We start from the raw sequence: 25,814 nt of genomic DNA, 5'->3' as shown, positions 1-25,814 counted from the left end.
CATGTCAATTTCAAATTTTCGTGTGGATTACCTTGCTCCGCAAATGCTGGATGCAACCGCTCGGCCTGACGATCGCTTGAGCGGTTATTTTCGCCACCAATTGGTGATTACCGCATCCAGAAAGCGTGAGGCAATTCAGCAAGTCATTGACCGTGGCGGTGTGGTGCTGGATGTGATCGAACTGCAAGCCAAAGGCAGGTTGTCTCGCCTGTTTGGATCGAAAGTGAGCCGAAGTTACAAACAAAAATTCTTGCAGGCGCTTGCATTCAATGTGCGTTCGGGTTTGTCGCCCGAGAAGTCGCTGGAGCAAGTGATACTGGGTGAGCTGGGCGAGCCGCGTTTGATCTTGAACCAGGCTTTGAATGCATTGCGCCAGGGTTTTGGTTTTGTGGCGGCTGTGGAGCTGTTGAACTGGTTTGATGATTCCACACTCGCGGTGTTAAGCGCAGGCGAGGCGGCTGGCCAGTTGAGTGAGGCCCTTGAAACAGCAGTGAGTTTTTATGAGAAGGGCTCAGCAACACTGAAGCTGATGTTTGGTGCCGTCACCTGGACTGCACTGGATTTGATCATGGCAGTGTCTACGGTAATTGGCATGCGTTTTGGTTTGATTGAGCAATTGAAAGCAACACCATTGATGAGCGAAGACCCCGCCAAGGTTGCGCAATACAACAGCTCTCTTGCCTTGGCTGAATGGGTGAACAATGGTTTGCTGGTTTTCTCATTCGTATTCTTTCTGATCCTGATTTATTTCACCATGCTGGTGTTGTCGCCTGATCAAAAAACCCGCACGCAAGCCTTCGGAATTCTGGAAAAAGTACCCGTGATCGGTGAGCTGCTCATTTGCTCGGGCATTGCCGCAACCACCCGTGTGTTGGGCTCCTTGTTAACAGGTGGCGTGGCTTTTTTGAATGCGGTACAAATTGCGCGAAAAGGCACCATTACGCCCACCGTGTCCCTGTTCTGGCAAACCATCACCGATCGCAGTGAAATTGGAGAGCAGCCTGCTGTTGCCTTCAATCATCCCTTGCTGGACAGCAGCGAACGCTTGCTGATTCGCGCGCACAAAGACCAGGCGCAACTGGCCGAATGCCTGGCCTCGATTTCACAAACCCGGGATGACAAAGCCAACAGCGCCGCGCGCAAATTTGCAGTCATCGCATTTGTGGCCTCTCTTGCGTACTCGGGTATTGCGGTGTTGTTCAGCCTGGCCGTGGTGTATTTGCAAAATGAAGTTGTGTTGTCGGGAGCCTAAGCCGTGGAAGCAATCAATCTAAAAAGCATTTACTCCAACCTGATTGCTGGGCGTTTGCCTGTGGGTACAGGCAGTGCACAGAAAGTGGTCATGAACCAGGCCTACGCGATTTTGGGCACCAACCGCCTGCACGCCTACATTGCCGAACGTGCGGGCCATGTGTATTACTTCGCCATTGAAAGTGCATGGCTTAGTTCAGCGCCTGGTTTTAACTTGCCTTTTGTAGACGTGTTGCCCGATGGCCCTTTGCATGTGGGCGATGCAATTTACCTGATGCACGGTGCTGACTATTCAGTCGCCTTGATTATCGAAGGTGGCAGCGTCCGTTTGTTGTGCAACGACCAGGATGTACTGAAAGACTATTTGATCGGGCTTGATCTGCAAATTGTCGAAATTGAACACAAAGGCGGCAAACCGCTCACCAGCATTCCGCAAGCCATTCAGGGCATTACCGAGCGTTTTAGTTCCTTGATGATGAAAGGATCAATTGGCGTGTTGATTTCAGCATCCATGGTGTTTTTGGGGGCGCAGGCAGCAAGTGCCTACACCAACAGCCAGGCTGCAAGTGGGCTGAATGCCCAAGCTGTTGAAAACGATTTGAATGCCACCTTGATCAAGCTCAGCGTACAGCAACCCCTTGCACGCCAAATTTCCAGAATACAAAAAGTATCCGCAACCGTGGTGCGATCGGGGGGCTGGATCGAGAAATACAGCATGAAGGGGGAGAACGATGAGTCTTTTGAGTTGATCCTGCCCAGTTGGGTGAGTCAAGACTACCTTGATTCCCTGGGGCGCGACGTGGTCACCGATCTAAGGGATATGGAAGGGCTTCTCAGTGTACGTAAACAAGGCAAGAAGGAGTCAGTCAAGTGAAACTGGATTTAAAAAACAACAGTACTTTGTGGATAACCGAAGCCAGTCGTCTGATGGGATTGGCACCTGTGTTCGCGATGATGTGTGCTGTGGTCATGGTGATTCTTGCTGCCTTTTCAGTCAACGACTTCTTGCGCACCAACGAGATTGAACGGAAAAGTCAGGAGCTGCCTGAATTCACCTTGAAACGTGTGCCGGTGGGGAAGGTGGTTTACGAAGATTACGCCCGTGTGCTGGCCAGGTTGAGCCCGGATGTTCGGGTAGTTGCCAATCGCGACAGCATCAAGATTGATATTGCTGACCCTTCCAAGTATGCCGAGTTCATGTACGTGTTGAACAGTATTCAGGGTATTTCGAAAGATGTGGTGTGGCATGCCGAGGAAATTTGTCTGGCGGGTTGCGCGGGGCAGGCTTCGTTGGCAATTGTCAAAGGGATGACCGAGAAAGTGGAAGTTAAATTGAGGGGGCAGGGCGATGAATGAATCGGACAACAAAGTGGGCATGTCATTTGCCAAACAAAAGTTAACCCTTGGGGTTGCAGCACTGGGCCTGGCAGGTTTGGTGTCTTGGGCGGGTTGGACTGCTTTTCAGGGCTCTTCCAGTCCAAGTGTTTCGCCTGTAGCCAGCGCATTTGCGGCAGGTGATTCTTCAGGGCAATCAGACCGCCAAGTGGCCAGCATCAATGGCATGAAAATTACCGAAATGGAATTGGGTGGCATGCTGCAATCGGGCGTGGACCGAGCCATTGTCATTGACCGCTACATTAACAAGGTGGTGGCTGCGGAGCGTGGTCGTGAGATGTATGTGGAAGAAGCCAAAGCGGCCCTTCGTGCGGCAGAAAGAGAAGTACTTTCTACCCTGTACACCACCAAACGAATGGACGAGTTACGCAAAGCCGTGAGCGATGATGATGTAAAAGCTTACTACGATGCCAACGTTCTTGATCAAAATTTTCAGCAGTGGAAAGTCAGTTATTACCTGAGCAATGATCAAAACGATGTGCAACAAACCCTGGACAAGTTGAAGAAGGGGGACAAGGACGCGCTTGATCAGTTAAAGCCATTGGTGGAGCAGGGTGACGGTTTTGCCGTGGCTCAGGCAATGCCCTACAACCTCGGGCGCGTGGTGTCGAAAATGAAAAAGGGTGAATTCAGTGAGGTGCTGCGTTTGCGCAACGGCCTTTTGGTGCTGAAGATTGAAGACAGCAAACAACTCAAAAAACCCACTTTGGAAGAATTGAAGCAAGACATTGTTCAAGCCCTTGCTTTAGAGAAATTCAACGCTGAACTTGAGCAAGCCCGCAGGCAAGCCAAGGTGGAGTTGGGTTAACTAAGTGAAGTCAACAAGGCTTGAGCAACATAGGTAATTAAGGAGAACGTCATGAAGTCTATTTCCAATCCCGCAGCCTTTTTGCGAAAGCAAAAACAGGCGGGTTTTATCCAGGCGGCTTTGCTGTTCGGCATTGCCTTGATGACAGCAGTGCTGGGTGGTTTTGCACTGGCCAACCGAAGCCCAACTTCACAAACCGATGTGGAGCAAGCGAAAGTAAATGCGTCTGTAATTTTGAAACAGGCCAGTGATTTGCGCGACGGTGTGGCCAGGTACTCGAGTGATTTTGGCTCGTCGGCTGTTCAATCGACACTTGATTTTTCGAACACCGCCAACCAGGGGCTGTTCGATCCCACCGCGCGATATGCTTCCCCACAAATCATGCCCACCACAGCTTTTGCCAATGGTGAGGACACGACAATCAAGTCACCTTCTGCATTGTCGGCGGGGCACTGGTACATCAACAAAGTGACTCCAGGCAAAGGGTTGGCAACGTCAAGTGAAGATCCAATGGTGATCTTGCCAGGCTTGAGGGCAGACGTGTGCGGACGAGTCAATACCTTGTTGTATGGGACCTCTTCTATTCCAGTCGCGGGTACCGCTTTGTCTGTTTGGACAACAGGCAGCACCGATGCCGGCATTTCTGCAATTAGTACTGCGCCAGATCCCGCAGGTTGGCCCGAAGGTTGTATCGCAACCAGCGACACCAAGTATGTGTATTTCAAGGTGATTCAGGAAAATTAAACCACTGCACCTTCACCAAGCCCGCAATAGCGGGCTTTTTTTTCGCCGTGTTTCACCAAAGCAAGGGATGTGGGCTTGTATGCATTCACCCGTTAACCCGGTATGCACCGAAATCCGTGCGAGAAACCGAGGTTAAAAAATTGTGAACAGGAAATTCTTTCAGCAACAAAGCGGATTCATCGCTTCCTACATTTTGTACGGCATTGGTTTGCTGGCAATTGTGGGCGCTGCCTATGCACGTTTGAATACCAATGCCCAACAAGGGCAATCGGTTCAAGACACAGTCAATGAGGTTGCTGTACAACTTGAAGTCATCAAGGGAAAAATCATGTTGTGCGCAGCAGTGTATCCCGATGGTGATCATGCTCAGTTCGATACACGCCACGCCTACCCGGCTCCGGCCACAACAGGCAATGTTGCGGTTATTTCAGCTGTGGCCTGCCCCACGCCGAATGGGCCTTTGTCTCTCGCCTTAATGCCAGATGGAATTCCATTGCCAGTCAGCCCACCCGATTTCGAGGAGTGGGTGTATGAACACACCGAGGCTGGCGGCATACGGCTTCGGTTAATACCGCGATTAAGCGGTGGCGCAGCAGCGACCCGAGAACGTTTGCTTCGTCAGTACGACGGTTCAATCATCGCCAATGGCGATGAAATTGTGTTTGCGGTTTTGAACTAGAGGTTCACATGAAAAAGAACAAGCCCACAGTTAGCCCGATCAATTTCAAACCGAAACCCATTGTTTTGGCCGTACAACATGCCTTGCCTTACCTGGTGGCTCTCGGTTTGGGTGCTGCTGTCATTTCGCCTGCGGTGGGCCGTTCAGGCGATTCTGCGGCTGCTTTTACTGCTACGCAGCTTATTCGCCAGTTCACCCTGAAAAACACTGTGGCTCAGGTAAGCCAGGGCATGCAAGGTTATGTGGCCGAGTTCAATGGTGTATTAAGGGCCAATGAAATGGGAGGTGTGGTGAGCGGCTACCCGGTGGACATGGGTTCCGTTCCGTCATCGGTTAATCTGCCTCAGCGAGATGGTGCTGGCAGGCCTTTGGGTTACTGTGCGTGGGACAACAGCGCTTCCACATCCAACAGCAGTTTTCTGGCCGGGCAGGGTGTGGCAAATCCGTTGGTGTATGCCGTGGTGTCGCCTGGGTTGAACGGCAGTATGGAAACGAGTTGCGCCTATATTCTCGCCAATCGCAGGGGCTTGGGCGACGATTATGTGCAGGTGACTGCACCTTCGCAAACATCGTCCAAACAGTTTAAAAGTGCTGTGGGTACCTATTCTGAATTAACCGCGATGCCCGGTGAGGAAGGTGACATTCGCCTGGTGCTGGAAACCAACAAATTGTACAGCTACGTGGGTGGTGCCTGGCAGCCTGTGGATGCCAGCAAATTCAATGACGACTCCGCAGCCAACGGTGCAGGTGCAATTGCTTACACCACTGGTAAAGTCACTGTGGCTGATTTTCAAGCTGCAAGTGCAACCATCACGGGTGCATTGTCTGGAAGCGCTGCCACATTCACCAGCAGCGTGACTGCCAACAGTTTTATTGGCAATGGCGCAGCTTTAACCGACCTGAATGCAAGCAATGTGAACAGTGGTGTGTTGGGCGCAGCATTTGGTGGTACAGGCGTTGATTCAAGTGCCGCTGCGCAGGGCAGTTTGCTGATTGGTACCGGCGCGGGTTTCGCTTTGGGCGCAATCAGCGCAGGCGATGGAATTGGTGTTCTCAACGGTGCTGGCAGTATCACCATTTCCAACACAGGTGTACTCAGCGTTACCGGCACCAACAACCAAGTGATTGCAAGTGCCATGAATGGCGATGTAGTGCTCAGTTTGCCGCAAGACATTGCCACCACCAGCACGCCCACATTTGCAGGTGCAATGTTCAATGGAAATATTGATGTTGCTTCGATTAGCCAAGCGGGGGTGCCTGCCACATTGGCCTTTCAGTATGCAAGCGATACAGGCTCCACCTTCTATGCCGAACCCAATCTTGGGCTGGGAACAGGTGCATTGGCAGGTCTGAAAAGTGCGGGCAATGTGGCCATCGGTATGGATGTATTGGGGAGAATGGCCACACTTGGGTATGGCAGCGAATCCGGAACCTGGAATACGGGTGTTGGATATCAAGCTTTGTACAGCAACGACTATGGCGACGAAAATACTGCCGTGGGTTATAAAAGCCTGTATGCCAATACCACAGGCTATTACAACACCGCGATGGGTTCGCAGTCGATGTTGTCGAATACTACAGGCAGGTCAAACACAGCCATTGGTTACGACGCCATGCGAATGAACACGACAGGTAGCAGCAATACGTCGCTGGGTGTCTCTTCACTTCGTAACAATACGACAGGTTATCGAAATGTAGCGTTGGGTCGCGGTGCGATGTACTACAACACCACAGGTCACTACAACACATCCGTGGGTGGTTTCGCATTAAACAGTAATACAACAGGCTTCTACAACACAGCAATCGGCACTTATGCTGCCTCAAGCGCAAGTACTGGAGCCTATGTCACTTCGATTGGCGCATTGTCAATGTCTGCGTCCACAGGTGGAGAAAGCGTTGCGATCGGCACAAGCTCTCTTTATCGCTCAGAAGGGTTATACAACGTCGCTGTGGGTAACAACACATTCTCTGAGTTGCGTACAGGCAGTTCGAATACAGCACTTGGGCATTATTCAATGCCGTCATTAACTAGCGGTGAAACCAATATCGCAATTGGTCATCGTGCTGGAAACACCGTTACAACTGGCAGCAGAAACATTCTGATTGGCGACTATGCTGCGAATGGTACTGTAACCAGTACTAATAATATTGCGATTGGGCATGAAATCACTATTTCAGACGATCTCAACTATGCCATAGCTATTGGTAATAATTCGTCGGTCAGCACCTCGAATACAATTGTGCTTGGTCGTACAAACGATGACACCGTAATTGGTGCGACCGGCACAGCCACCAGTGGTATGTTGCTCGGTAAAAAACTTCAAGTAACCGGTGACACTGGAGTGGCTGGTAATTTAGAAATCAGCGGAACATTAACTGCATCCAATGCCATATTCACCGGGGCTGTCAATTTTCAAGGTGGCGTTTTGGTTCCAACCGACCAAAAGCTGCGTTTTGGTGGAGACTTCGAGAACTCAGATTCACAGTTTATCTATCGATCCAATCTCGCAGATGATCAAACTTTAATGCGTGTGGTCATCGGGGATAATCCAAACACATTCGGGCATCCGCAGGCTGATGAGTTTCAGATTGGTCGATTGGAAGGGGATCAACTCACTTACACACCAGTATTTCGTGTTGCAGGCAATGGCGATGTCATTGCAAGCGGTACAGTTTCCGCAACTCGCTTGTTGTTGAGTGATTCTTCAGGAGGTGTAGTTGAACCCAATGTAATCATCGGCGTTGGTGCGATGGCCGGAGTTGCCTCTGGTGGCGGGGCCAATACAGCCATTGGTATTAATGCGTTGAATCAAAATACATCAGGCTTCAAGAACGTTGCGGTTGGAAATATTGCACTTTTCAACAATACGGTTGGCAGCAAAAATACAGGCTTGGGCTTCGGTGCTTTGCACGGGAATACGACGGGTAGCAACAATACAGCAGTGGGTGATGGTGTCGCTTTTAGCATGACTACTGGCGATAACAACACGGCTTTGGGTCAAATTGCCATGTTCAGCAACACCTCGGGAGAGGAGAACACTGCGATTGGCCAGGCCGCCATGTACAGCAATACCACGGGTTACATGAATACGGTGGTGGGTCAGGCAGCTTTGTACTACAACACTACGGGCTACCAAAATACTGCCATCGGCGCTCAGGCGCTATTCTCAAACAGTACTGGTCGTGACAATACTGCGATTGGTACTTTGAGTTTGTTGAGTAATACCACAGGTATCAGCAACACTGCGGTTGGGGATTCCTCGCTCTACTTCAATACCACAGGTGAGAAAAACGCAGCCTTGGGTGATGATTCATTGCGTAGTAACACGACTGGCTTTAGAAACGTTGCCATTGGCCAAAGCAGTTTGCGCGGCAACACAACAGGTTCTCGAAATGTGGCTTTGGGTGACGATGCCGGTTATGCAAATTCTGCATTCGCCACAACAAATGCAAATATCTCGGGTAGCAACAACACCTTCCTTGGCGCGAATGCCGTGCCGGGAGTGGCTACACAGTTGAATTACGCTACAGCCTTGGGATCCGATGCGCTGATCACCACGAGTAATACAATTGTGCTCGGCCGCACCATCGATAACATCGTCATAGGTGCCACAGGTACAGCCACCTCAGGGGTGTTGTTGGATAAAAAATTGCAAGTAACCGGCGACATTGGTGCCACGGGTAATTTTGAAATCGGAGGCACCTTAACTGCACCCAGCGCAACATTTTCAGGCGCTGTGGGCGCCTCACGCATTGATGTAGGTACCGCAGACGGTGTCGTCTTCATGAACACCATCGTGGGTGTTAATGCCCTGGCTGGTGCGCAAAGTGGTAACGGTGCCAACGTCGCTCTTGGTATCAACGCGCTTCGCAATAATACGAGCGGCGCTTACAACGTGGCACTTGGCACCGACGCTATGTTATACAACTCCACCGGTGAATATAACGTAGCGGTTGGTCGTACTGCGTTGAGAGATAGCACCACAGGTGCTTTCAACACGGCGATGGGGGATGCCGCGTTGCAACTTAACACCACTGGTTATTCGAACACTGCATTAGGTCAGGCTGCGATGGTGAGCAACACCACGGGTTTTGGAAACACTAGTCTTGGTGTGCGTAGCTTACAGGCCAATACCACTGGAATATTAAACGTTGCTCTGGGTAATTATGCCTTGGGTAACAACACGGGGGGCGATCGCAACACCGCTGTGGGTTCAGATGCGTTGCGTGGCAACACCACCGGGCAATACAACACCGCCCTGGGTCGCTACGCAGGTTATGCCGATTTTGTTGACAATACAAGCAACGCCAATACCACTGGCAGTTTGAACACGTTTTTGGGTGCTTATGCCATGCCGGGTACCGCCACACAGCTGGGCCATGCCACGGCGATTGGTGCTGAAGCCCTGATCACTACAAGCAACACAGTCGTGCTGGGCCGCACCGTCGATAACATCGTAATGGGTGCCACTGGCGATGATGGTAGCGGCAACAAACTTCAAGTGACTGGCGGGTTGCGTGCATCGGGCAATGTATTACTTAACACAGACAATGCTGCCAATCACACGCAGTTGAGAGATCTGCGAGTGATGTCTTCCGTAGATGATGCAGGCTGGGATCATCTTCGCATTTATACCCGTGGGCGGAAAACTTCAATTGATGCAGGTGGTGCAGAGGACGGTTTGGTATTCCGTGTTGGTCAAGGTGGTTCTGGCGGAGTAGGCGACCAAACCTACAACACTGTGCTTACGCTAAAACCTGATCAATCCGCAGTGTTTACAGGTCGTGTAGATGTTCAAAGCCTGTATGTAAACGGTGAACAAATCGCACCAGTGAATAAGGCAAATATTGATACTGCACTTACATTTGCAAGCACGGTGGGCGCTGCCTACCCGCAAAGCAGTTTGGCCCTGGGTGTCAACGCGCTGGATGCAGATCCCCGTGCAGGCAACATCGCAATCGGCGAGGGAGTACTGACCAGTTTGTCGCCCAGTGCAATAAATACCGAAGGTATTTTCAACACGGGTGTAGGTTTTAATGCCCTCACCCTGAACAGCACTGGTTCAAACAATACCGCGGTAGGCACCTATACTTTAAACCGCAACACAACAGGCTATGCCAACACGGCCATTGGTGTGTACGCCATGGTGAACACCACCACAGGCTTTGACAACACAGGTGTGGGTGTCAACACACTGAATTCCAACACCACCGGCAACCGCAACAATGCGATTGGGGTAAACGCACTTTTCAGCAACAGCAGCGGCGAAAAAAACAATGCGCTGGGTACAAATTCCTTGTTTTCAAATACCACCGGTTATCAAAACGTGGCTATGGGTGACAATGCCTTGTACACAAACTCCCTGGGTTATCAGAATGTGGCCGTAGGTCCAGATGCCTTGTACAACAACACCACTGGTCATCAAAACATAGCGATTGGCTACAACTCGCAACGCAGCAACACCACGGGGTATCGCAATACCGCAGTGGGTGCAAATGCGTTGCTGAACAACACAGATGGTTTTCAGAATAGTGCGTTTGGTGTGAATGCCCTTCTCGCCAACACTGGCGGTGATCTCAATAGTGCTGTGGGCGTCAACGCGATGTTGAGCAACACCTTGGGCGAGCGAAATGTTGCAATGGGCTTTAATACTTTGCAAGCAAACACCACAGGTTCTAGCAACGTGGCGATCGGTGTTAACGCAATGTTGAAAAACACCACGGGCAATGAAAATACTGCTGTGGGTGACAATGCCTTGTTCGAGAACACTACAGGCCATTCCAATGCAGCAATGGGTCGTGGTGCCTTGTACAACAACACCACGGGTTATTACAACATTGCAGTAGGCCGAAATGCCCTGCTCACCAACAGCACCGGTTACAACAACAGTGCTTTGGGTTACAACAGCCTTATTTTCAACACCACCGGTTACAACAACTCAGCTTTGGGTCGCAACGCTTTGCAAAACAACACCACGGGCTTGAACAACACGGCTTTGGGTACTTTCTCCATGTTTGGCAGCACAACCGGCTTTGACAATACTAGTGTGGGTTTTAATTCCCTGTACTCCAACACAACTGGCAATGCAAATTTGGCCTTGGGTAAAAACGCCCTGTTTGGCAATGCAACGGGCAGTTACAACATGGGTGTAGGAACTTCGACTGATGTTTTGCTAAATAACTTGAACTATGCATCCGCAATTGGTGCCTTCGCACGTGTTACCACTTCAAATACGCTGGTGCTGGGTGCCTTGGGTGTCGGTAAAGACGGTGTGGTTTCCTCAGTCAATGATCAGGTCGTCATCGGTACAACCTCTCGCAACGACTCCATTTCCAACACCATTTTCCATGTCGCGGGCGTGTCCAATTTTTCGTCTATGTTGTACGCAACAGGCGGTGCTCAAGTGTCTTCGAACCAACTGCTGCGTTTTGGTGGTAATCAAGAGGGAACGGATACCGTTGCGATTTATCGAACCAACACAGCATCTGATCAATCGCTGTTGCGAATTGGAATAGGTGACAATGCGAATACTTTTGGAACCGGAACCACAGATGAATTTCAAGTGGGTCGTTTGAACTCAGATGATTCCTTCAATCCTGTATTCCGCGTAGCAGGCAATGGCGATGTCATCGCAAGTGGTTACATGCAAGCCACAGCCTTCAACGTCAGTTCCGATCGCAGGCTTAAAACCAATATTCAGGCGCAAGATTCGGGTTCTGTTTTAGGCCGGCTTGAACAACTGCAAACTTACAGTTACGAATACCTGGCCAATCCCAACCTGGGGCGTCGCATTGGTGTTATTGCGCAAGAAATTCAGAGCCTGTTTCCTGAGGCGGTGGCCACTCGCGCTGACGGCATGATGTCGGTGGACTACAGCGCCTTGGGTGCCATGGCAGCCATGGGTGTTGGCCAGTTAAGCAAGCAGGTCAAAGTACTCGACAAAACGGTCGCAGATCAAGGCCAGCGAATCACAGTGCTCGATGAGCAAATCAATCAACACGACACTCGCATTACATCGCTTGAAAGCTGGAGAACCGATGCCAGCAAACGCATGGACGGCATGCAAACTGCAATTGATTTGAACATTCAGAAAATTGCCGAGAATGCTGTGGCCATTCAAACCAATTCAGTCGCAATTGAGCGGCTGGATGACGCCTTGTTCACGCTGGATGGACAAGTGAAAAACAATTCAGATTTGATCAACAACATCAATTCACGCTGGGCAAAAAACTTCAGCGAGTCGGCAGACGGTTCGCTGCTGACCGTGAATGCAGTTGAGTTGAAGGTCAGCAATTTCACAGCGCAGCAGTTGCGTGCAAATTCAGTTTATTCGCAACGGCTTGAAGCTGAAATGGCGCGAATTGCAGACCTGGAAGTGAATAACTTAAAGGCCAATTCAGCTGTAGCCAATACGGTGCAGGCCGAACAAGTGAATACAGGGTCGGCTCAGGTTTATGCCGGGGTGGGTTTACCCGCCGTGCTGTTTGCTGCCAAATCGGATGGTCACTACACCGTCAGCACCAGTGCACTCGATGGCAGCTATGCCACTGCAACCGTGATCGTGAATGCCGGGCAAGCCAAAGTAGTATCAGTCGCCAGTGAGGGCATTGAACTGTATGCCGAAGGCAATCAGGTGAAGGTGATCGCGGCGGGCAAATCGATCAAAGCCAGCTGGATCAAAATGGGGTAACCGCGAAGGGTGAAGGCGAAACCTTCAGGCTCGAATAATCTGGTTCTGTTCCTATCATTCTTCAAACGAAGGTGCGACAGTGCAAAACCAGCTTCTTCAGCCAACAAACCCTTTAGCGCATACGCAAGTGCATTGTGATCCCGAGTGGGTAGCGTTGCAGCAACAGCTTGGTTTCACAGTTTTGTTGGGCACACGCAGCATGGGCGACTTGCATGTGTTGAGTGCGCAAAACTCTGGCAGTTTGAATTTTCACGTGGTCAAGTTTCCCCTGTGCATGGGCATGGCCATTCATGGCAACCACCTGGCGGTGGCTTGTAAAACAGACATTCGCCTGTATTACGATTTACTGGCTCACCCACAAGTGTCCAGTCCGGTTTACCAGCGTAGCTACAGCCCGCGCAGTATTCATTTCACGGGCGACCTGGATACCCATGAACTGGATTTTGATCAACATGGGCAGCCGCTGTTTGTCGCAGCGCGCTACGGTTGTGTTGCATCGCTTAGCCCGGTACACAGCTTCAAGCCCGTGTGGCAACCCAAGTTCATCACCCAATTAACCCCCGAGGATTGTTGCCACCTCAATGGTCTTTGTATGGACCAAGGTGAATTGAAATACGTCAGCATGTTTGCTGCAACCGCCGAGCCACAAGGTTGGCGCAACTTGCCATTCAACAGTGGGCAGGTTTGGTCAACAAGCGATCAAGAGGCCGTGTGCACCGGGTTGGTTCAGCCACACAGCCCACGTTTGTACAACGGCGAGTTGTATGTTTTAAACAGCGGTGCTGGCGAAATAGGGCGTATTGACCTGGCAAGCGGACGCTACGATTGCATTGCATTCGTGGGTGGGTATGGTCGGGGTTTAAGCTTTGTTGGCGATTATGCAATTTTTGGTATCAGCAAACCGAGGCACGATGGCTACATACCCAACTTCCCCTTGCATGATCGCTTGAAAGCGCTGCGAATGCCAGACCGTTGCCAACTGATCGCCGTTAATTTGAAAACAGGCCAGGTTATTCAAGCGGTTACTTTTGAAGGTGCTGCACGCGAGTTTTTTGATACCGTTGTCATCCCAGATTGTCAAAATGGGGTGATCATGAACCTGGATGAAGCCCAACACCCGCAACTGATCACCTGTGCGCAAAATGAGCTCCCCGTGCCAGCATGAATTGATGAAGCGGCATGCCGCATGCGTGGTGTGGTTCACCGGCTTGAGCGGTGCGGGGAAAACCACGCTCGCATTCGCGCTTGACGATGCTTTGCGTCGCAAGGGTATTCACACTGCCGTGCTGGATGGCGACAGCTTGCGTCTTGGTTTGAACAACGATCTAGGTTTCTCGCCAGAAGACCGTGCCACCAATGTACAGCGCACAGCGCAGGTGAGTAAATTGATGGTTGACGCTGGTTTAGTGGTAATTGTATCGCTTATTTCGCCGCAGGCGGAAAGCCGCAACAAGGCACGTTCCTTGTTCAATGAAGATCAGTTTTTTGAGGTGTATTTGAACACGCCTCTGGAGGTGTGCGAACAACGCGATCCCAAGGGCCTGTATCGCAAGGCGCGCGGCGGCGACATTACGCAGTTCACCGGAATCAGCGCTGCGTACGAGGTACCAGGGAGTCCGCACTTGGTGCTGCAAACTCAAGCACTCAGTGTTTCGGACTGCCTTGAGAGACTTCTCGCCATGTTGGAACCCGCATTGAAAAGGCGCTCAGTGAATTAACAAGCCGATTGACAATCAATTGGTTTCGGGTAAGGTTAGGTTCCTCCAACCCACACGCAGAACCAATATGGGAATCAAAATGGAGGCCTCCCCGGCCCCGGATCAGCTCAAAAATGCAGCACCCAAAACAGAGGAACTGCAAACTGAGGAATTGGCCGAGCTTGAGGCGGTTGATCCAGGCTTGGTCAAACAGGCCCGCCAAAAACAAACCGTGCTGGTGACCGGCCATGCTGGCTTCATCGGTTTTCACACGGCCAAGGCATTGCTGGAACGCGGCGACAAGGTTATCGGTTTTGATTCACTGAACAGCCATTACGACACTCGGCTCAAGCGCGAGCGCTTGACCATGCTTGATGAAATTGCCAAAGCCACAGGTTCTAAGTATCACACAGTGCGCGCCGACCTTTGCGACAGCACACAACTGCATGAATGCCTGGAAACTTACAAGGTTCAGCGGGTCATTCACCTGGCAGGTCAAACCGATAAATTTTTGTCGCAAGACAAGCCCGCCGAATGTGTGCAAAACAACATCAACAGTTTTGTGTCGTTGCTGGAAGCGTGCCGGCATTTCAAGATTCACCACCTAACCTACGCCAGCAGCCATGCCGTGTACGGCGCGGGTTTTCAGAAACCCATGAGCGAGCGCGACAGCGCCAATCACCCTCAGCGCCTGGATGCAGCCACTCAACGTGCCTGCGAATTAATGGCCCATTCCTACAGTCACCTGTTTAATTTGCCCACCACTGGCCTAAGGTTTTTCTCGGTGTACGGTCCTTGGGGCAGACCTGATTCTGTGTTGTTTGCTTTCACCAAACGTATTCTGGAAGGCAAGCCCATTCAAATTTACAACGACGGCCGCAACACCCGCGATTACACCTACATTTCCGATTTGGTTGAAGCGGTATTGCGCGCCAGCGACACCCCGGCCGAGCCGAACCCGGTGTGGCTGGTTGAAGCCCCAGATCAGGCCACGAGCAATGCGCCCTGGCGAATTTTAAATGTGGGCAACAGCTTGCCGGTGTCGATTGAAGAATTGATCGCAGCACTTGAACATGCTTTGGACAAAACCGCGATCAAGGAATACATCACGGGGCCAATTCTGGAGAAAAGCCAAAGCTGTGCCGATGTCAGTGCGTTGCAATTGGCCACACAATTCCGGCCGGTCACCCCCCTGGCGCAAGGCATTGCCGAATTTGCCACCTGGTATCGCATGTACCACCAGGTATAAATCGGGTGTAGGGCTGCTTAGTGTCGACCTAGTGTCGGCTTAGCGACACTTCGGGTGCATCTAAATCCTGTCATCTCCCGGTAACAAGTGGATACAAACACAAATCCACAATGCCCAAGTTACACGGGGCGGAGATGGCAGGAGACACTCATGACCGTAGTACCCTTCAGCAAACTGTTGCTTGTCGCCCTTTTGGGCGCCACCTTGGGCCTTGCAGCCTGTGGCAGCGACGACACCCCGGCGGGGGTTGCAGGCCCCAACAACCCCACGAACCCCAACGAAGAAGTTGAGCAAGCCGTGGTGGTGTTGGTGAATGCCAATAACCCAGATTTCGAGGGAGCCCCCCGTGATTTCACGGCCCCCGCTTGCAGCGCCAGCAGTGAAGAGCCCCGCGAAGGTGGTGGAATATACAGCGTCAACTTGCAGTCGGCCAGCGGCCACAACATTGCATTCACCGTGTTTGAGCCTGCCGAGTTCAACTGCGAACGTGGCAACCCATTGGTGCTGGAAGGCCATGGCTACGGCGGTTCACGCGCCAGCAGCCCGCGGGGAATTATGGGTGACCTGATCGAGGCCGGTGCGGGAGTAATCAGTATTGACCAGCGCGGCTTTGGTGAAAGCGGCGGTTCAGTTCGTGTTCTTGATCCAGATTTTGAAGGTCAGGATTTGCTTCAAATTCTCGACTGGGCCGAGGCCAATCTGGACTGGCTGCGTTACGCCAGTTCGCCCAAACCCGCGGGCAATCGTGAATTCAACATGGTGGCTGGTGCCACGGGTGGCAGTTACGGTGGTGGCTATCAATTGCTGATTCACAACATTGATCCACTGAAACGCCTGGATGCGCTTACCCCCGACATTGCATGGAATGACCTGCGCTACAGCTTGAACCCTGGCGGCGCGTATGGCATCGAAAATTTTGAGCCCGCTGGGGGCAATGTCAAGCCCATCGGCACCGTGAAGTCGGGATGGGCCTTGCTGTTGGTGGCCGGCGGCGAATTGGGTTCTTTGAGCCCAAAGCTGCAAGCAGGCGACCCCATGGCTTTGCAAACCAGCGGGCAAGACAACTTAATCCGCGAAACCCTGTTGCGCGGCGCCACCGCCAATCGTTTTCCGGAAGGTGCGCTGGAGTTTTTCCGTTACCACAGTCCAAGTTATTGGTGCGACTCTGAAGCAGCTGGTGCACAAACTTTCCTTCAAAGCGAAGTCACGCCTGGCCTGGCCCAGAAAACACCTGATCCAGTCGATATCTTGTTCACGCAAGGCTTTCGGGACACTTTGTTCAACTTTAACGACGCATTCCACAATTTCAGCTGCTACCGCGCGCTTGAGGATGACAAAGGCAAAAAAGCGGATGTACGTTTGCTGACCCACCAAAGTGGTCACATTCTGCCTCTGTCGCCTTCGATGGTCCCCGGTTTGGCTGACCTAACTGAGCAGGGCGCACAAAATGGTCTCAATGAAATTGAGTTCCAGAAGCCAGGTGGCCCTTTTGCTTGTGGTGCCCTTAGCATTCCCGAGGCCCAATTTGCATTTCTGGTTGAAAAGTTGTTTACGCCCCAAGAGGCAGCTGCAATTAAAAATGCCAGCGAGTCCAATGCTTTCACAACCTTGGCTGCGAACAAAGGCAAAGTTTGCCTAAGCCTGAATGACGATGTGGGCCAAGGCACAGCCAGTGAAAACGCCGCAGTGTGGGTGAACGAAAACACATTCTTCAGCAACCTGGGTCCACAAGCCAAGGGCCAGCCGACCAACAGCAATACCCAGCCAGTGGCAATCGATTTCACGCCAGGGGCGGATCCATTGAATGTGCTCACCAGTGCGGTCACTGGTATTTTGCGTTATCCGTTTGCACCCGCGGTCATGCCCATCGACTTGCCCGCTGGTGTTAATGTGGTGGCAGGTATTCCAACTGCGACCTTTGAAATCGCGGCACCGGTTGACATGTTGATGAATCCGCTGTGCAGTCAAATCTATTCAGCAACAGCCATGTCGCCCATTGGGTTGGCTGGGCTTGAGCCAGGCTGCGACCCCATGTTGTTCGTCGGGTTGGGCGTGAATCGAAATGGAGCATGGCGCTTGATCGATGATCAGGTGACGCCCATTCGCGGTTTCGGCAAGCGCCATGTGGAATTGGCTGGCGTGGCTGAACGGTTGGCTGAAGGCGAAACACTGGGCCTGCTGGTTTACGGCTATCACCCGCAATATTTGGTAACCGCCTCTCGCGACCTGGTCACCCCTTTGGTGGCGCTGCGTGGCACTTTGAATTTACCCACATTGCAAAATTTAATGCCATAATCCGGCTGTTAATCGATTACTTGCAGCGCCCACTCCACGTGGGCGCTCTTATTTCCAGTGAAAAACCAAGCCAAAGCTGAAGCTATAGAAAATACCCAAGGTGTACGCCCAGCCATGCAGGCGCGCAGCCTTCAAAAGCGGCACGACCTGCTGAAAGCCGGGCGCAAGCTTTTACACACCCGCGTGCTTGAGGAAATTTCAATCAAGGACATTTGCACTGAAGCGGGTTGCACCGTGGGTTCGTTCTACAGCCGGTTTGAAGACAAAGAAAGCTACTTTGACGCCTTGATCGCCGAAAGCTGCCAAGAGTTGCTGATGAGCGCCGCCAGCCAGTTTGACGACCGCAACTGGGTTGGCGTGGAAGGCAAATTGATTTGCGACGAAGTAGTCAGTTTTCTTGTAGGTATTTTTCAGGGCGAATACAGCTCAATCTTGACCGAAGCTTTCATTCGGGAATCCAAAGGCTTTATCGAATCCACGCCCATGAGGGATGTGGGTTTTGGTTTTATCACCACGGTTTCAAAGCCCCTGTTGCAACACATCGACAGCACCGTTCACCCAGACCCGTTGCGGGCCTTGGCTTTTGCCATTCAGATGGTTTACGGTGCCTTGCACAATGCCCGCTTGCGCGATGCGGGCCCCATCAAATTTCGCACCCAAGAATTTGAAACACGAATTCAGAATGTGGTAAGCCGATATCTCGGAATCAAGTCCTGACAAGCCTTGTAGTGAAATTACTACTAAATTGCGAGTATTGACAATTCGCGCAACATTTCATGTTACTCCGGTGGTACATTTTTAGATAAGGCGCTCTAAATTACTAAAACTGTAATTACGGTTTTATTTTTTGGGAAGCTGCTTTACACTAAGCAAAAAATTAGCAAAAAGCATCAATCAAGGTGCAATTACTGGAGGTGACATGTCTTATTTTTCTCAAGGTTCTCGAAGTTCCCCATAAGGTTGGTTCGCGCCTGTTGCAGGCCGGAACAACTATTCGATTTTTCAGTTGATTTTCCGACATCCTCGGTTCTGGGGTTGTTCGGCGATTGCAGGTGCATTGCGCCTGCTGACTCGATAATTATTTGGGGGCTACATGAATAAACATTCTTTTACTAAAACAAGAACACACGTTGCCGTGCGCAACATGATCGCGGCAGGTGTATTAGCCGCGGCTGTAATGCCTGTACAGGCTGCCAATTTTCAAGTTGGCGATTTCGACCTTAGCGTAAATTCCACCGTAAGCGTGGGTACCAGCTTTCGTATCCAGGGCGCAGACCGCACTCTGTATTCCCCGGGTAATACTAATGCTGAAGGATTGCGCGGAACTGGCGCATCCAATACGGGCGATGACGGCAATTTGAACTTCGAGAAAGGCGATCCATTCTCAACCATTATTAAAGGCGTTCACGACTTTGAATTGAAGAAGGACAATTACGGCTTCTTTACTCGCGTCAAATGGTTTTATGACCACACTTTGAACAACGACGAAGTATTTCATGGTCATGAGCCAACAGGTAATGCCAGAAACCAAAAACTGGAGGACAGCGGATTCCACCCGTACGCGCGTTTTGATGGCATTGATTTGTTGGACGCATTTGGTTATATCAACACCAATGTAGGTGGCATGCCACTAGATCTTCGTTTGGGTAAACAAGTTGTTAGCTGGGGTGAAAGCACTTTTATTTTGAGTCCGATCGCTGGCTTGAATACAGTTGACGTATCAGCATTCCGCCGCCCCGGCGCTGAACTGAAGGAAGGTTTCACGCCAGCTGAAATGTTGTATGCGAACCTTGGTTTGACTGACACTACCAGTCTGGAAGGCTTCGTTCAGTTGAAATGGCGCAAAACGGTTCCCGAGGGATGTGGTACATACTTTTCTGGGGCAGACTTTGCTGCCGACGGTTGTGATCGTCTGGCCTTCCAGCCTGCTTTGACAGATTCAGCGAACTTCCCAGCTGGTTTCTTTATCAATCGGACTTTGGATCGTCAACCTGACGATGGTGGTCAGTTTGGTTTGGCCTTGAGAAGTTACTTTGAGTCGCTGGATGCTGAACTCGGTGTGTATGCAATGCAATATCACACACGCCTGCCCTTGGCGAGCTTGAGTAAAGGCAGCAACCCCAACAGTACTTTTGGCCCCTTGTCTGACTCAGCCTATGTGATCGATTACCCAGAAGATCAAAAAGTATTTGGTGTTAGTTTTGCGACTAACGTTGGCGGTTGGGCATGGTCCGGTGAGGCATCACTGGTGCAAGACCTGCCGATTCAGATCAATGCGACGGATTTGTTGCGTGCCGGTTTGACTAACGGTAACTCCAATGCATTGGCAGGCGCCTTAGGTGGAGCAACCGTGCCAACAGCGCTAAACCAGCGCGTAGCCAATGCTCCATTGAATTCGATCGTCAATGGTTTTGATCGTTTCGACGTCACGCAAATTCAGAACACCTTCATCAAGACATTTGACCGTGCTTTGGGTTCAAGTCAGGTTGTGTTCGTCGGTGAAGTCGCTGCGGTGTTTGTAGACGGTTTGCCCGATGTTAGGAACGGCGGTATCCGTTATGGTCGTCAGCCTGTATTTGGTTCGGCCACACAAACAGGCGACTTCAACGGCTTCGTCACGGAGTTCTCTTGGGGTTATCGCATGCGCACCCAAGCCACTTACCGTGATGTATTCATGGGCGTAGATTTGATTCCAAGCATCGCATGGTCACACGATGTCGATGGCTGGTCACCTGAGCCCGGTCAGGCCTTCAACGAAGGCCGGCAGTCGGTTGGTTTGGGATTGGGTTTTGAATTTGATGCCAACACCCGTGCATCAATCAACTACACCACGTTCACCAATGCAGCTGATTACGATGTACTTCGCGACCGCGATTTCATCTCTTTGAGCGCATCTTACTCATTCTAAGAACAGAGACACACTGGAGGAATTTTTATGTTGAAGTTTCAAACAAAACTCACAGCACTGGCTCTGGCAAGCTTGTTTGCCGTTGGCACCGCGCAAGCGGCTGTCAGCGCGCAAGAAGCGGCAAAGCTGGGCACAACCCTGACTGAATTTGGTGCTGAAAAAGCGGGCAATGCCGCTGGTACCATTCCTGCCTACACCGGCGGCCTGACCAAGGCACCAGCAGGCTACAAGCCAGGGCAACACTTGGTGGATCCATTCGCCAATGAAAAGCCATTGTTCACCATCACTGGTGCAAACGCAGAGCAGTACAAAGCCAACCTGTCACCAGGTCAGCTGGAAATGCTGAAAAAGTACCCCACATTCAAAATGAATGTGTATAAAACACACCGCACCACGGCTTACCCCAAGAAAGTGTTGGACGCCGCCAAGAAAAACGCAACCAACGCAAAAACTGAAAACGACGGTAACTCCGTGGTTGGTTTTGAGCAGGCCATTCCTTTCCCAATTCCACAAAATGGTGTTGAGGTTATTTGGAATCACTTGACCCGTTATCGTGGCGGTGCAGCCAAGCGCGATTTCGTTCAGGTACCAGTGGAGCGCGATGGCACCTTCATTATCAACCGCATTGAAGACACCCTGGTATTCCCTCGCAACCTGCCCAATTTCTACAAGGCCGGTGAAGATGAAAACATCAACTTCTACTTCTATCAAATCCTGAAGAGCCCGGTTTCTGTTTCCGGCAACGTACTGCTGGTGCACGACACACTGGACCAGGTAAAGGAAGGGCGCCGTGCATGGCAGTACAACGCTGGTCAACGCCGCGTACGCCGTGCACCCCAAGTGGCCTACGACTCACCGGGAACAGCGGCTGACGGCCTGCGTACAACCGACAACTACGACTTGTACAACGGCGCACCAGACCGTTACGAGTGGAAGTTGAAGGGCAAGAAGGAAATGTACATTCCGTACAACGCCTACCGTTTGGCCAACAACAAGCTGACTTACAAGGAAATTCACCAACCTCTGCACATGAACCCGGAGAACCTGCGCTACGAGTTGCACCGTGTATGGGAAGTGGAAGCAACCTTGAAGAACGATGCACGCCATATTTACGCCAAGCGCGTATTCTTCGTGAACGAAGACAACTGGCAAGCCTCCATCATCGACCACTACGATGGCAAAGGTGCATTGTGGCGCGTTGCTGAAGCCCACAACATTCAGTATTACAACGAAATGGTTCCTTTCTACGCTGCTGAAGCCTTGTACGACTTGCAGTCTGGCCGTTACCTGACCATTGGTTTGACCAATGAAGCAGAACAGCCGTTCGTATTCGACTTCACGCCAGACCGCGCCAACTATACACCGGCCGGCCTGCGTCGACTCGGCGTTCAGTAATCGCGGGTAAGTTCAGGCTACAAGGGGGCATGGTCCCTTTGTAGCCTTTTTTAATTTCAAAGGATCTTCAATGTTTCTCCGGAATCGTTTTTCCAACAAAGCGGCTTCTACGCTGCTAATGGGCGCCTTGCTGTGCGCGGGTTTAATTACCTATGGCAGTCTGTCTACTGCCAAGGTTGATCTGCTTCAAATTCCTGCAATTCCTAGCGCAAATGCAACCCGCTCATTGCTGATTGATGTAGAGCGTGTCGGCAAAAACCTGTTTGCAGCGGGCGAGTTTGGTCAGGTTCTGAAAAGCGAAGACAACGGACAAACCTGGACTGCGGGCAAAGTGCCTGTTTCAGTCACTTTGACCTCGGTGGCCTTTGCCAACGATGCGGTGGGCTACGCGGTGGGTCATGATGGTGTGGTGCTGAAAACTGAAGATGGTGGCGTGAACTGGGTCAAGTTGATCGACGGTGGAACCATTAACCAGTTTGTGCTCGACATTGTTCAAGCCAAAGCAGATGCGCTGCAAGAACAAGTGGATAATCTGCCCGAAAACGCACCCGCCGATGTGCGCGAGGCGCTTGAGGTGGCCGCTGAAGAAGCCATGTTTACCCTTGATCTGGCACAAGGCGATTTTGAGGTTGGCCCATCCAAGCCGCTGCTGGATGTAATTGTGAATGGAAACGGCAATGTATTTGTGGCAGGTGCTTACGGCCAATTGCTGAAAAGTACAGATCAAGGCGCAAGCTGGACCTACTTGGGCGACCGAACCAGCAACCCCAACAATTACCATCTGAACACCATGTTGCTTTCCAAAACTGGCGAAATCTGGGTGGCTGGCGAGCAAGGCACTGTGTTGGTGAGCGCCGATGAAGGCGAAACCTGGACCAGCAAAAAAATTGATTACGATGGTTCAGTGTTTGCATTGCTGGAAGCGCCCGATACTCGCACTGTAGTCGCTGTCGGCCTGCGTGGTCACGCATTCCGCTTGCCATTCGGTAGCGATCAGTGGGAAGAAGTGGACACCAAATTGAGAGAGACTTTCAGTGGCGCTACTGTGTTGGCTGATGGCTCGATGGTGGTAGTGGGATCGCGCGGTATTTTAGCGCGCAGCACAGACGACTTCCGCTCCATTCAAGTCACTCGTCGAGCCGACAAGTTGCCCTCCGCCAGCGTGGTGCAACTGAACGACCAAGAAATTCTGTTGGCGGGTCTGCGTGGTTTCAAAACCTTGCCCCTGTCTGAATTCAAATAAACGGACCCAACACACGGACGCAACACAACAATGACTTCTCCAGACTCAACAAAAACCAAAGCCCCTTTGGCCGAGCGATTGATTTTCAGTAAACGACCCTTGGTCATGTTGCTGATGCTGATCGCAACAATCGTGCTGGCCTGGCAGGCCACGCAGCTGAAAGTAGCTGCCAGCTTTGAAAAAATGATTCCGACCAACCACGAGTATGTGGTCAACTTTCTTGAAAACAGGGCCGACTTGACCAGCCTTGGCAACGTGGTGCGCGTCACGGTACAAACCAAGGAAGGCGATATTTTTGATGCCGAGTACCTTGAAACCCTGAAGCAGGTGACCGACAAAGCCTTTTACATTCCTGGTGTCAATCGCCCGGAAATGGCGTCGTTGTGGACAGCGAATACCCGCTGGACCTCGGTGACTGAGGAAGGTCTGGAAGGCGGGCAGGTGATCCCTGCCACTTACAACGGTGATGCAGAAAGCATTGCCCAGGTCCGTCAGAACGTTGAGCTTTCCGGGCAAATCGGTCGCTTGGTGGGCAACGATTTCAAAAGTACGATTGTTTACCTGCCGCTGCTGGAAATTAATCCTGAGACCGGCAATCGTCTGGACTACAAAGAGTTCTCCGAGCGCATTGAAGCCGAACTTCGCAATGAGTTTAATTCCGACAAAATTGAAATCCGGGTCACTGGTTTTGCGAAAATTGTAGGTGACCTCATCGAGGGTGCAACCCAGGTGGTGATGTTTTTTGGCATCGCGGTGCTCATCACTTTGGTCATGTTGTTTTTCTATTCCCGCAGTGTAAAAAGCACATTGGCCACACTGGCCTGTTCAATCACTGCTGTTATCTGGCAGTTGGGCTTGCTCAATGCCATGGGCATGGGGCTTGACCCGTATTCCATGTTGGTGCCTTTTCTCGTTTTCGCGATCGGTGTAAGCCATGGTGTTCAAATTGTGGGCGCCATCGCTCACAAGCAGGGTGAAGGGCACAACAGGTTAGACTCAGCCCGTTTGGCTTTCCGTGGTTTGTACATTGCCGGTTTAACTGCGCTGGTATCCGATGGTTTCGGTTTCGCGACCCTGATGGTGATCGACATTCCTGTGATTCGCGATTTGGCAATTGCAGCCTCGGTGGGTGTGGCCGTCATCATTCTTACCAACCTGGTGTTGTTGCCGCTGATTATGAGCTACACAGGTGTCGACGAGAAAGCGGTTGCCAAGCTTCAGCAAGACGAGTCTGGCAGCAACAAGTTGTGGCACTTTCTGGCTGGTTTTGCGCAAGCCAAAATGGCAAAAGGTGCATTGGCAGTTGCCCTGGCCTTGTTGGCCGTGGGCCTGTGGGGCAATGCCAATGTACAAATTGGTGACCTTGACAAAGGCGCCCCCGAGCTGCGTGCCGATTCGCGCTACAACTTGGACAACGCCTACGTCACCGACAACTACTCCACCAGTACCGATGTGTTTGTGGTCATGGTTGAAACCGAGATGGACGGTTGTATCAAGTACAACACGCTGGCGGCTGTGGATTTGTTCCAGTGGACGATTGAGCAGGTACCCGGGGTACAAAGCAGTATTTCATTGGCCGATCGTTCCAAGTTTGTCATCAGCGCCTATAGCGAGGGCGACTTGAAATGGAATGCTTTGAACCGCAACCAGTTCGTGTTGAACGGCACCATCAGTGGCATGAACCTGTCCGACGGTTTGTTCAGTTCCGACTGTTCTTTCATGCCAATCATTGTTTTCCTTGAAGATCACAAGGCTGACACGCTAAAGCGCGTGGTCGCAGCAGCCGAAGACTTCATTGCCAAAAACGACACGGGTGATGCTGTGTTTAAACTGGCAGCGGGCAACGCCGGTATTGAAGCAGCCACCAATGAAGTGGTGGAACGTGCTCAAACCGAGATGCTGATTTGGGTTTATGGTGTAGTGGCCATTCTGGTTTGGCTGGCCTTCCGCTCGGTGCGCACTGTTATTTGTATCATCGCGCCCCTGGCACTCACCTCCTTGCTGTGTTCAGCACTGATGGTTGCACTGGGCATTGGCGTAAAAGTAGCTACCTTGCCAGTGATTGCGCTGGGTGTGGGTATCGGTGTGGATTACGGCATTTATATCTACGGCAAGCTTGAGGAGTATTTGAAAGAGGGCATGCCGTTTGCCGATGCCTATTTTGAAACCCTGAAATCCACGGGCAAGGCTGTTGTATTCACAGGTCTTACTCTGGGTATCGGTGTGGCCACCTGGGCATTCTCGCCCATCAAGTTCCAGGCCGACATGGGCTTGCTGCTTACTTTCATGTTCTTGTGGAACATGGTGGGCGCAGTGGTATTCCTGCCGGCATTGGCCTACTTCCTCGATCGCCGGGGCGAGAAAGCCTGATTTTTGTAAGAAAGCTGTAAGTTATTGAAAAAACGGGCTTTATCGGCCCGTTTTTTCTTTTCCACACAGTTCATTTGAGGGGGTTGTGT

The 25,814-nt window shown here is 51.4% G+C and carries 16 protein-coding genes; all 16 read left to right on the top strand.

The window, feature by feature from the left end:
* Position 1: 1 nt before the first annotated feature.
* The 16 genes from B4C79_RS00410 to B4C79_RS00335 all read left to right on the top strand — a co-directional run bounded on the left by B4C79_RS00410 (position 2) and on the right by B4C79_RS00335 (position 25,725).
* The gene (locus B4C79_RS00410; protein WP_105027335.1) at positions 2-1,252 is read left to right on the top strand and encodes a type II secretion system F family protein; all 1,251 of its coding nucleotides are present in this window, start codon (positions 2-4) and stop codon (positions 1,250-1,252) included.
* A 3-nt stretch (positions 1,253-1,255) separates the two neighbouring features.
* Complete coding sequence (locus B4C79_RS00405) at positions 1,256-2,125, top strand: hypothetical protein (protein WP_291742135.1); 870 nt, start codon at positions 1,256-1,258, stop codon at positions 2,123-2,125.
* A complete protein-coding gene (locus tag B4C79_RS00400; protein ID WP_171100686.1) occupies positions 2,122-2,607 on the top strand; it encodes a hypothetical protein in 486 nt (161 codons plus the stop codon). The genes B4C79_RS00405 and B4C79_RS00400 overlap by 4 nt, the downstream gene beginning before the upstream one ends.
* Positions 2,600-3,454: a peptidylprolyl isomerase gene (locus B4C79_RS00395; protein WP_291742140.1), complete on the top strand. Its 855-nt coding sequence runs from the start codon at positions 2,600-2,602 to the stop codon at positions 3,452-3,454. The genes B4C79_RS00400 and B4C79_RS00395 overlap by 8 nt, the downstream gene beginning before the upstream one ends.
* Positions 3,455-3,505: 51 nt before the next feature.
* A complete protein-coding gene (locus B4C79_RS00390) occupies positions 3,506-4,198 on the top strand; it encodes a type II secretion system protein (protein ID WP_171100682.1) in 693 nt (230 codons plus the stop codon).
* A 142-nt stretch (positions 4,199-4,340) separates the two neighbouring features.
* Positions 4,341-4,877 (top strand): hypothetical protein, encoded by a 537-nt coding sequence (locus B4C79_RS00385; protein WP_291742143.1) that lies wholly within the window; start codon positions 4,341-4,343, stop codon positions 4,875-4,877.
* Between the two features lie 8 nt (positions 4,878-4,885).
* Positions 4,886-12,568: a tail fiber domain-containing protein gene (locus B4C79_RS00380; protein ID WP_291751191.1), complete on the top strand. Its 7,683-nt coding sequence runs from the start codon at positions 4,886-4,888 to the stop codon at positions 12,566-12,568.
* 79 nt (positions 12,569-12,647) lie between these two features.
* The gene (locus tag B4C79_RS00375) at positions 12,648-13,733 is read left to right on the top strand and encodes a TIGR03032 family protein (RefSeq protein WP_348676543.1); all 1,086 of its coding nucleotides are present in this window, start codon (positions 12,648-12,650) and stop codon (positions 13,731-13,733) included.
* 4 nt (positions 13,734-13,737) lie between these two features.
* Positions 13,738-14,286, top strand: a complete 549-nt coding sequence (gene cysC / locus B4C79_RS00370; RefSeq protein WP_291740440.1) for an adenylyl-sulfate kinase — start codon at positions 13,738-13,740, stop codon at positions 14,284-14,286.
* A 67-nt stretch (positions 14,287-14,353) separates the two neighbouring features.
* Entirely contained in the window at positions 14,354-15,514 is a 1,161-nt protein-coding gene (locus B4C79_RS00365) for an NAD-dependent epimerase/dehydratase family protein (protein WP_291740442.1), read from the top strand.
* 150 nt (positions 15,515-15,664) lie between these two features.
* On the top strand, positions 15,665-17,809 hold the full coding sequence (locus B4C79_RS00360; RefSeq protein WP_291740443.1) for a CocE/NonD family hydrolase: 2,145 nt from the start codon (positions 15,665-15,667) through the stop codon (positions 17,807-17,809).
* 57 nt (positions 17,810-17,866) lie between these two features.
* Positions 17,867-18,526: a TetR/AcrR family transcriptional regulator gene (locus B4C79_RS00355; protein ID WP_171100669.1), complete on the top strand. Its 660-nt coding sequence runs from the start codon at positions 17,867-17,869 to the stop codon at positions 18,524-18,526.
* 376 nt (positions 18,527-18,902) lie between these two features.
* The gene (locus B4C79_RS00350; RefSeq protein ID WP_291740446.1) at positions 18,903-20,717 is read left to right on the top strand and encodes a DUF1302 domain-containing protein; all 1,815 of its coding nucleotides are present in this window, start codon (positions 18,903-18,905) and stop codon (positions 20,715-20,717) included.
* 27 nt (positions 20,718-20,744) lie between these two features.
* Positions 20,745-22,112: a DUF1329 domain-containing protein gene (locus B4C79_RS00345; RefSeq protein WP_171100665.1), complete on the top strand. Its 1,368-nt coding sequence runs from the start codon at positions 20,745-20,747 to the stop codon at positions 22,110-22,112.
* A 70-nt stretch (positions 22,113-22,182) separates the two neighbouring features.
* The gene (locus B4C79_RS00340) at positions 22,183-23,355 is read left to right on the top strand and encodes a WD40/YVTN/BNR-like repeat-containing protein (protein ID WP_171100663.1); all 1,173 of its coding nucleotides are present in this window, start codon (positions 22,183-22,185) and stop codon (positions 23,353-23,355) included.
* 30 nt (positions 23,356-23,385) lie between these two features.
* Positions 23,386-25,725, top strand: coding sequence for an efflux RND transporter permease subunit (locus B4C79_RS00335; RefSeq protein WP_171100661.1), 2,340 nt, complete (start codon positions 23,386-23,388; stop codon positions 25,723-25,725).
* Positions 25,726-25,814: the final 89 nt, after the last annotated feature.

The sequence above is a fragment of the Limnobacter sp. UBA7229 genome (assembly GCF_002473065.1).
GTDB classification, from domain to species: domain Bacteria; phylum Pseudomonadota; class Gammaproteobacteria; order Burkholderiales; family Burkholderiaceae_B; genus Limnobacter; species Limnobacter profundi.
This window is presented reverse-complemented; position numbering and strand designations above follow the sequence as displayed.

Coding starts and splice junctions, on each gene's coding strand:
- B4C79_RS00410 (WP_105027335.1), top strand. CDS start 2: ATGTCAATTTCAAATTTTCGTGTGGATTACCTTGCTCCGCAAATGCTG.
- B4C79_RS00395 (WP_291742140.1), top strand. CDS start 2,600: ATGAATGAATCGGACAACAAAGTGGGCATGTCATTTGCCAAACAAAAG.
- B4C79_RS00390 (WP_171100682.1), top strand. CDS start 3,506: ATGAAGTCTATTTCCAATCCCGCAGCCTTTTTGCGAAAGCAAAAACAG.
- B4C79_RS00380 (WP_291751191.1), top strand. CDS start 4,886: ATGAAAAAGAACAAGCCCACAGTTAGCCCGATCAATTTCAAACCGAAA.
- cysC (WP_291740440.1), top strand. CDS start 13,738: ATGAAGCGGCATGCCGCATGCGTGGTGTGGTTCACCGGCTTGAGCGGT.
- B4C79_RS00365 (WP_291740442.1), top strand. CDS start 14,354: ATGGGAATCAAAATGGAGGCCTCCCCGGCCCCGGATCAGCTCAAAAAT.
- B4C79_RS00360 (WP_291740443.1), top strand. CDS start 15,665: ATGACCGTAGTACCCTTCAGCAAACTGTTGCTTGTCGCCCTTTTGGGC.
- B4C79_RS00350 (WP_291740446.1), top strand. CDS start 18,903: ATGAATAAACATTCTTTTACTAAAACAAGAACACACGTTGCCGTGCGC.
- B4C79_RS00345 (WP_171100665.1), top strand. CDS start 20,745: ATGTTGAAGTTTCAAACAAAACTCACAGCACTGGCTCTGGCAAGCTTG.
- B4C79_RS00340 (WP_171100663.1), top strand. CDS start 22,183: ATGTTTCTCCGGAATCGTTTTTCCAACAAAGCGGCTTCTACGCTGCTA.
- B4C79_RS00335 (WP_171100661.1), top strand. CDS start 23,386: ATGACTTCTCCAGACTCAACAAAAACCAAAGCCCCTTTGGCCGAGCGA.